The organism is Paraclostridium benzoelyticum (assembly GCF_001006285.1).
Lineage (GTDB): Bacteria > Bacillota > Clostridia > Peptostreptococcales > Peptostreptococcaceae > Paraclostridium > Paraclostridium benzoelyticum.
In genome coordinates this window covers 1-8,833 of sequence record NZ_LBBT01000036.1, presented here as the reverse complement: position 1 = coordinate 8,833, position 8,833 = coordinate 1, and the positions used below count along the sequence as shown (strand labels likewise).

Annotated in this window: 7 protein-coding genes; all 7 read left to right on the top strand. The window is 28.7% G+C overall.

The genetic code is table 11. The annotated features are described in order from the left end of the window. Nucleotides 1-181 precede the first annotated feature (181 nt). Complete coding sequence (locus VN21_RS01890) at nucleotides 182-1,567, top strand: C40 family peptidase (RefSeq protein ID WP_052951949.1); 1,386 nt, start codon at nucleotides 182-184, stop codon at nucleotides 1,565-1,567. A 157-nt stretch (nucleotides 1,568-1,724) separates the two neighbouring features. Continuing rightward, nucleotides 1,725-3,902, top strand: a complete 2,178-nt coding sequence (locus VN21_RS01885; RefSeq protein WP_046821777.1) for an MATE family efflux transporter — start codon at nucleotides 1,725-1,727, stop codon at nucleotides 3,900-3,902. A gap of 110 nt (nucleotides 3,903-4,012) precedes the next feature. Beyond that, nucleotides 4,013-4,426, top strand: coding sequence for a SoxR reducing system RseC family protein (locus VN21_RS01880; RefSeq protein ID WP_046821776.1), 414 nt, complete (start codon nucleotides 4,013-4,015; stop codon nucleotides 4,424-4,426). Between the two features lie 129 nt (nucleotides 4,427-4,555). After that, on the top strand, nucleotides 4,556-5,425 hold the full coding sequence (locus tag VN21_RS01875; protein ID WP_046821775.1) for a methionyl aminopeptidase: 870 nt from the start codon (nucleotides 4,556-4,558) through the stop codon (nucleotides 5,423-5,425). An 87-nt stretch (nucleotides 5,426-5,512) separates the two neighbouring features. Next, nucleotides 5,513-5,917, top strand: a complete 405-nt coding sequence (locus tag VN21_RS01870) for a hypothetical protein (RefSeq protein WP_046821774.1) — start codon at nucleotides 5,513-5,515, stop codon at nucleotides 5,915-5,917. A 197-nt stretch (nucleotides 5,918-6,114) separates the two neighbouring features. Continuing rightward, nucleotides 6,115-6,741: a YitT family protein gene (locus VN21_RS01865; protein WP_226896659.1), complete on the top strand. Its 627-nt coding sequence runs from the start codon at nucleotides 6,115-6,117 to the stop codon at nucleotides 6,739-6,741. Between the two features lie 112 nt (nucleotides 6,742-6,853). Next, on the top strand, nucleotides 6,854-8,833 hold a 1,980-nt coding region (locus tag VN21_RS01860), incomplete at its 3' end, for a penicillin-binding transpeptidase domain-containing protein (protein ID WP_046821772.1).

Genomic DNA, 8,833 nt, shown 5'->3' with positions numbered 1-8,833 from the left:
TAGGAAATTTAAAGTAAATGTAGAAAAATATATATAATTTCACAGAAAATTCATATTGAACCGATAATATATATATAGAAGTAAAATTTTGGACATAAAATATGATCAAAAGGTTACAAAAAAAATACAAATTTAGAAAATTTGTTTTGCTTTAATTTTATAAAAAGAAGGGAGATTAAGTATGATTGATAGAAAAATTGCAACAGCTATATCGGTAACATCTTTAGGTATAGTGCTATCAGGAACTGCTGTATTTGCTAATGCTAAAACAGGAACAGTAACAGCAAGTGCATTAAATATAAGAAGTGGGCCATCAACAAGTAACTCAGTAGTGGGGTATGCTTATAAAGGCGATAAATTACAAATATTAGAAACATCAAATGGATGGTACAAAGTTAAGCTTTCAAATGGAAAAATAGGTTGGGGAAGCGGAAAATATATAAACGTATCTGGAGATTCAAGTTCAGAAGCTCCATCAAGTGGAAAAACAGGAACAATAACAGCAAGCGCATTAAATGTAAGAAGTGGACCATCTACAAGTTACGGGAAGGTGACTATGGTTTACAAAGGTCAAAGTGTAACTATATTAGAAAGTTCAAATGGATGGCATAAAATAAAAACTCAAAATGGGCAAATAGGATGGGCAAGTGGAGATTATATAAGCACATCTGGAGGTTCTAATAATGGAGGAGGATCAACAGAAACTCCATCAACAGGTAAAGGAACAGTAACAGCAAGTGCATTAAACATAAGAAGTGGACCATCTACAAGCAATTCAATAGTAGGAAAAGCATACAAAGGAAATACTGTAGATATATTAAGTAGCTCAAATGGATGGTATAAAGTAAAATTATCAAATGGACAAGTAGGATGGGCAAGTGGTGATTACATAAACACATCTGGAGGCTCAGATAACGGATCTAATAATGGAGGAGGGTCAACAGAAACTCCATCAACAGGTAAAGGAACAGTAACAGCAAGTGCATTAAACATAAGAAGTGGACCATCTACAAGCAATTCAATAGTAGGAAAAGCATACAAAGGAAATACTGTAGATATATTAAGTAGCTCAAATGGATGGTATAAAGTAAAATTATCAAATGGACAAGTAGGATGGGCAAGTAGTGATTATATAAGTAAAGGTGGAGAAGGTTCAGGAGGTTCAGAAGGCTCAGGTGGTGGATCATCTGAAACTAGTAATGCTCAGGCTATAATAAATACAGCTAAAGCTCAACTTGGAAAGCCTTATGTATGGGGAGCTGAAGGACCTAATAGTTTTGACTGTTCTGGGTTAGTATATTATGTATATGGACAACATGGCAAAAAAATGCCAAGAACATCAAGAGAACAAGCTAATGTAGGAACTACTGTAAGCCAATCTCAATTACAACCTGGAGATTTAATTTTCTCAAGTACTGATGGTAGTGGAGGAGTTAATCATGTAGGTATATATATAGGAAGTGGACAGATGATACATGCACCTAAACCAGGAGATGTAGTAAAAACTACTAATATAAATTCATCATATTGGCAAAATACGTATGTTAAAGCAAAGAGAGTTTTATAGATATTAGGTGATAGGGAGATATTTTCAAGGAAAATATCTCCCTATCGTAATTTTAAAGTGAATTATGCGTAGAATTTTTTTATTATTTAAGGTAATACTATAGTGTAAAACTTAAATATATTTTATAATTAATTTAGATAAATTTGGAGGTGGAGAAGTGAAGAAAAAAGTAACATCTTTAGTTTTAGTGCTTATAATGCTAATATGTATTACACCTATAAATGCATTTGCAAATAGCAATCATAAAACTATTGTTATAAATATGAACAGAAGTAATTTTGTAGATTTCCTAGAAATTCCTACGTTAAAAAAACAATTAGAAAATAGAGGATACATAGCATTAATGAATGTAAGAGGTGACCAAGGAACGGGGGATAATAGGTCATATGCAAGTATTGGAGCTGGAGGAAGAGTAAATACATATAGTACTGATTTTAGAGGTTTTAAAGATGTAGATAAAGACAACAAAATTACATATGAAAGTGCTACAGGCAAAAAGGCAAAAGGTGTTAATGATACAGATATTAATTTATCTATAAACGATAATTTAGATAAAGGAAAATATGGATCTACATTAGGTGAATTGGGTCAAACTTTAAATAAAAATAATTTAAGTGTCTCAGTACTAGGAAATGCTGATATAGGAACAAAACCAGAAGAACTAAATAGAAATATTGCTGCAATGGCAATGGATAACTATGGAAGAATAGATAGTGGTAATGTAGACAGTATAAATAAAATTGATGAGAGTATGCCTTTTGGATTAAGCACAGATTACGATAAGTTAAAAACTGAAACTAAAAAGCAATATGATAAAAGTGACGTAGTATTTATAGAGTTAGGTGACACATATAGACTAGATTTATATAAGTCATACCTAAATGAGAATACGTACAAATCTATGGAAAAGAAAATTCATAAAGATATAGATGAATACTTAAAAGAAGTATTTAGCATTGTAGACAAAAATGATACAGTATATATAATGAGTGCATTTCCTAAGGATATAGATTATAAAAATAAAAGAAGACTATCACCTGTAGTAAAGTTTGATGGATCTGGAAAAGGGCTATTAACATCAGCAACGACTAGAAGAGATGGTGTAATAGGAAACGTAGATATAGGTGCAGGAATACTTGCAGATTATAAATTGACATCGGATAATATGGTAGGAAGAGTATTAGAGAGTATAAAAAATGAAGATAATATAAATTTTATCGAAAAAGAATACAGTAAAATTGTTAATATTTCAGATGTGAGAAGTGGTATAATTCAATTTTTTATAAACTCGATATCTATAGTTTTAGGATTAAGTATAGTATTACTATTATTTAGAAAAAAATTAGAAAGTAAATATAAAAAAAGTATAAAAAAAGTATTTAGTGTTTTGAGAGAGTTAAGTAAATTTGGATTAATAATGCCAATAGCATTTTTATTAGCGCCTATGTTTAATTTCAATACAAAGTTAGGCATTTATTTATCTATATGTACACTTACTCTGGTTATATACTTTATTTCAAAATTAATATTTAAATCAGATAATAAACAAATTGGATTTTATGCAACTTTATCAATTTTTGTTATAATAGTAGATGCGTTATTAGGTTCATACTTAATGAAAAATAGTATAATGTCATATGATGCAATAGTAGGGGCTAGATACTATGGAATAGGAAATGAATATCAAGGTATAATCATAGGATCTTCAATAGCGTCAATGTCTATTTTAGTTATAAATAAAAAGTTACCTAAATTAATTGTTCCAATATTATCACTAATAATTTTATTTATTAGTGCGTCTCCAACAATGGGGGCAAATGTTGGATCTGCTATTTCAGAAAGTGTAGCATTAATATTATTTACAATGCTTGTATTTAATGTGAAAATAGATTTTAAGAAAGCCATTTTAATTTTATTTGGAGCTGGATTGGTTGTATTAGGATTTGCAACTATAGATATGTTAAGTGGATCGGAATCACATTTATCATTATTTATCAATCAAATTTTAGCAAATGGACCAACGGCAATTTTAGAAACATTTGGACGAAAAATTTCTATGAATATACAACTTATGCAAACAAGTTCATGGGTATATATAATATATGTAGGTATTATAGGTTTAATAGTAACTAGCATTTTTTATAAAAAAGACTTTACAGAAATGATGAAAAGTGAAAGTTATGGAAAAAAGGCTATAGTATCAATTGGGGCAGGAGCTATAGTAACATTCATTGTAAATGACTCAGGTGTAGTTTCAGCAGCAACAACAATGTTATATATAATTATACCTCTTTTAATACTTTTAGTTAATAAAGTGATTTTAAAAGAAAAATAAAAAAATAGCGTATTTTATACGCTATTTTTTTTTATTAAGTAACAACATAGGCTAATAAATCATAAATTATAATAAATGAAAAGCACTAGGTAGAAAATGGGGGAGTTTTTATGAAAAAGCAGAGAATAGGAACAGTTGTATACTCAAATGAAAATAGTGCTAAAGTGAAACTTGAACCTAGCAAAAAACACTTAAATATTATAAATTATCAAGGAAATAAAGATAATATAATAACTGCAAATAATTATATAGGTGCTAAGTCAGGTCAATGTGTTTGCATAGAGTTTAATAACATAATATCTTTTAAATTAATTTATATATTGTATATTCAGCCTATATTATTTGCTTTATTAGGATTATTAATTGGATTTTATATGTCTATAGCAATAAATCAACCTAGTTTATTGTATGAAATAACATTTTCTTGTATTGTATGCACTATAGCTATAATATATAAAGATTATTACAAAGAAAAAAACAAAGCTGAAATAAATATAAAACCTGATATAATAAAAATTTTATAAATGATAGTAAAAAGAGATATTCCATAGTTAGTTTGGTAAAGCTATATGGAGGTCTCTTTTTTAAATTTATTAGCATTTATTAACATGACGTAGTATAATTTAATATAGAATAAGTAAGGAGATGATTTAATGAATTTAAATAGAAATGATGAGTGTTGGTGCAAAAGTGGCAAAAAATATAAAAAATGTCACATGGAATTTGATATTAAACTAGAAGATTTAAAAAGAGCAGGAAATGAAGTTCCAACACATGATATTATAAAAAATAAAGATCAAATAGAAAAAATAAAAGAAAGCGCAAGAATAAATAACGAAGTATTAGATTTAGTAGGAGAAAAAATTAAAGCAGGTATGACTACTGAAGATATAAATAAAATAGTACATGAATATACAGTATCTCAAGGTGCTATTCCAGCTCCTCTAGGATATGGAGGTTTTCCAAAAAGTGTTTGTACATCTATAAATTCTGAAATTTGCCATGGGATACCTAGTGAAGATGTTGTATTAAAAGATGGAGATATAATAAATGTAGATGTATCAACTATATACAATGGATATTTTTCAGATGCATCAAGAATGTTTATGATTGGAAATGTGAGTGAAAAAGCTAAGAAATTAGTTGAAGTTACAAAAGAATGTTTAGAAAAAGGAATTGAGGCTGTAAAGCCATGGGGGAATATTGGAGATATAGGGTTTGCTATCCAACAGCATGCTGAAAAAAATGGATACTCAGTTGTTAGGGACTTTGGTGGTCATGGTATTGGATTAAGTTTCCACGAAGATCCATTTGTGTTCCACTATGGATCAAAAGGAGAAGGAATGGTATTAGCTCCTGGAATGATATTTACTATAGAACCTATGATAAATGAAGGTGGATATGATTTATACATAGATGCTGATAATGAGTGGACTGCATATACTGATGATGGGTCTTTATCAGCTCAATGGGAACATATGATTTTAGTAACAGAGGATGGAGTAGAGATATTAGCTAAGTAAAGTAAAAACTAAGTAATAATTAAATAATAAAATTAATAAATTATGCATATTTATAGTATTATAAAGTTACTTTCAAAGAGGTGATTTATGACAAGAAATCAAAGTAAAGTAACAACAAATAATACTAGTGATAATATTAAACAAAAGTCTGATTGTACTAATAAGAAAAAAGGTTTAGGGTTATCTAGATATACATATGCAGATTATGTTATTTTATCATCTACTTTAGCTTATGCTATAGGTGAAGAATTAAATGATGAGGATTTAACTCTCTTTATAGTATTTTTAGGTCAAATATCAGCTGATTTATCTTTAATACGAACTAAGAGAGGTCTATTACCTGTAAATCTAGCTGGAACTCAAGAAGATGAAGATGTAGTATTAGCAGAAGAAACAGAGCAAACTATAGAAGCTGTAACATCTGCTGAATTGAGTAGAAGTAAAAAAAGAAAAGTTAAAAAAAGAAAAATAAAAAAGAAAAAGACTTTATAATTGTATTATGTTAAGTCTTTTTCTTTTTTATTTTAATATCTTAGTTTTTGAACAGTGATATATGATAACATGTAGTTGTTCAAAGAGGAGAATTTTTTATGAATTTAATAACAATTTCAAAAAAATCAGTGAATTATATTCAATAAATATATATAATTAAATAAAGGGAACTTAAAAAATTTAACAGGAGTGATATTTTGCGGTCAGAGTTAAAAAAAGTAGCAACTATTATTATAGGAGCTACAATATTGGCATTTGGAAGTTACAACTTTAATTACCAAAATAGTGTTACAGAAGGTGGGGTTTTAGGATTATTATTACTAATCAAAAATGTTTTTGATATATCTCCATCTTTAACTAGTTTAGTTATTGATTTATCTTTATTTGCATTAGGAACAAAATTTTTTGGTAAAAAATTTTTACTGTACTCAATACTTTCAACATTTACATTTTCAACTATGTATAATATATTTGAGAGTATTGGATTTTTAGTCCCAAACCTTGAACATAATATGCTTTTAGCAAGTATACTAGCGGGAATAGGAGTGGGAATAGGAGTAGGTCTTGTTGTAAGAGGTGGTGGAGCATCGGGTGGCGATGATGTAATAGCACTTATAGGCAATAAATTTACACCACTGAAAGTTAATCATATATATTTGATAAGTGATGGTATAGTTTTATTTTTGTCATTAGTTTATTTAGATTTTAGACAAATAGTGTTTTCATTAATAGCAGTTACTATAAGTGGCAAAATAATAAGTATTATATACAATGATGAAGATAGCGACAAAGAAGATGAACAAGAAGAAACTATATTAGTTTAGTAAAATAAGCACTTATTAATAAGTGCTTATTTTTTGCTATTTAGGGTATACTTAAGTTTGGGCATAATATTAAATGCAAGATATGACAATTCAAAAGAACGGGGGAAAAACATTGAAGAAATTTAAATTAATAACTATAAGTTTAATAATTATGGTAGGAATAATATTTATTGTGGGGTGTAGTTCAAAATCAAAAATTGAAAGTGCAATTGATGATTATAATAAATCTTGGCAAAGCCAAGATTTTGAAAAAATGTATACTATGCTTTCAGAAAAATCTCAAAAAAATATAAGTAAAGAGGATTTTGTACAAACATATACAGATATATATACTCGTATAAAAGCTAAAAATATTAAAATTTCTAAATCAGATCAAGAATTAGAAGAAGGTAAAGATGCTTATTTAAATGTTAGTATGGATACAGTTGGTGGAAAGCTAGACTCATCTAAAATTAAAATAGATATGATTAAGGAAGGTAAAGGGTATAAAGTTAATTGGGACTATGGATTAATATTACCTGATTTAAAAAAAGAAGACAAAGTAGGAATAGATACTGACTCTTACAAGGGAAAAAGAGGTAGTATCTATGATAGAAATGGCAATTTAATTGCAGGTGAGGGACAACTAAAACAAGTACAATTAGATTTAAAGAAATTTAAAGATGGAAGTGAAAGTAATAAAATTAGTGATATGGCCAATATATTGGATATAAGTCCTAGCTATATTGAAAAAAAAATAAATTCAAATACAAATCCAGACCATGCTGTGGATATAGTGAGTTTGTTAGAGTCAGATAATGAGAAAATAGAAAGGTTACTTCAAATACCTGGAGTTCAAATAATAACAACTAAAAATGCTAGAGTGTACAATGGAGGAGAAGCTATAGGTAGTTTGATTGGGTACACTGGAAATATTAATCAAGAGCAATTAAAAAACAATAAGAATAAAGGCTATAACGAAAATAGTAAAATAGGTATAGGTGGAATAGAAGAAGTATATGAAGATAAGTTAAGAGCAGAAGATGGAGGCTGTGTATACATATTAACTCCGGATGGGAAAAAGGAAGTTTTAGTTGAGAAGAAGGCAAAAAATGGAGAAGATATAAAACTGTCAATAGATCTTGATTTACAAAAAAAAGTATATGAAGAAATGAAAGATGAAAAAGGAGCAAGTGTAGCTACAAACCCAAAAACTGGTGAGGTTTTGGCAATGGTAAGTTCACCTTCATTTGATCCAAATAGCTATATGACATACATAACAAAGAGTGAAAAGGCAAAATGGGAAGCTGATAATAACGCTCAATTACAGAGAAGATTTAAAACTGCATACTCACCTGGGTCAACAATGAAGTTAGTAACTGCTACTATAGGTCTTGAAGATAAAAAAATAGATCCATATGAAGCTGTGGATATAAAAGGTAAGACTTGGGACGAATATGATGTTACTAGAGTTACAGATCCAGGAAAGCCAGTAAATTTAAAAGATGCAACAATATATTCTGACAATATATATTTTGCAAAAGCAGCACTTAATATAGGTGGAAAAGATTTTGTCAACGGAGCTAAAAAGTTTGGAATTGGAGAAGATATTAAATTTGGATATCCTATAGAGAAATCACAAATATCTAATAGTGGAAATTTGGATAACAAATCATTATTGGCAGCAACAGGATATGGACAAGGAGAAGTTTTAACCACTCCTTTAAATATGACTATGATATATTCAAGCTTAGGAAATGATGGTAAGATAATGATGCCAAAGCTAGATATAACAAAATCATCAGAGCCTAAGGTATACAAACAAGCTATACAAGCAGAATATATAGATATACTTAAAGACTGCTTTTCAGATGTAATAAATGATCCTAAAGGAACTGGAAATTCAGCTAAAATTGAGGGAATAAATATAGCTGGTAAAACAGGTACAGCTGAATTAAAAAAAGATAAAGATGATACAAACGCAAATGAAAATGGATGGTTTGCATGTGTAGATACAGATGAAGGAAAACTTTCTATATCTATGATTATAGAAAATGTTAAAGGAAGAGGTGGTAGTGAAATACCTACTGTAAAAGTAAAAAATATTATGGAA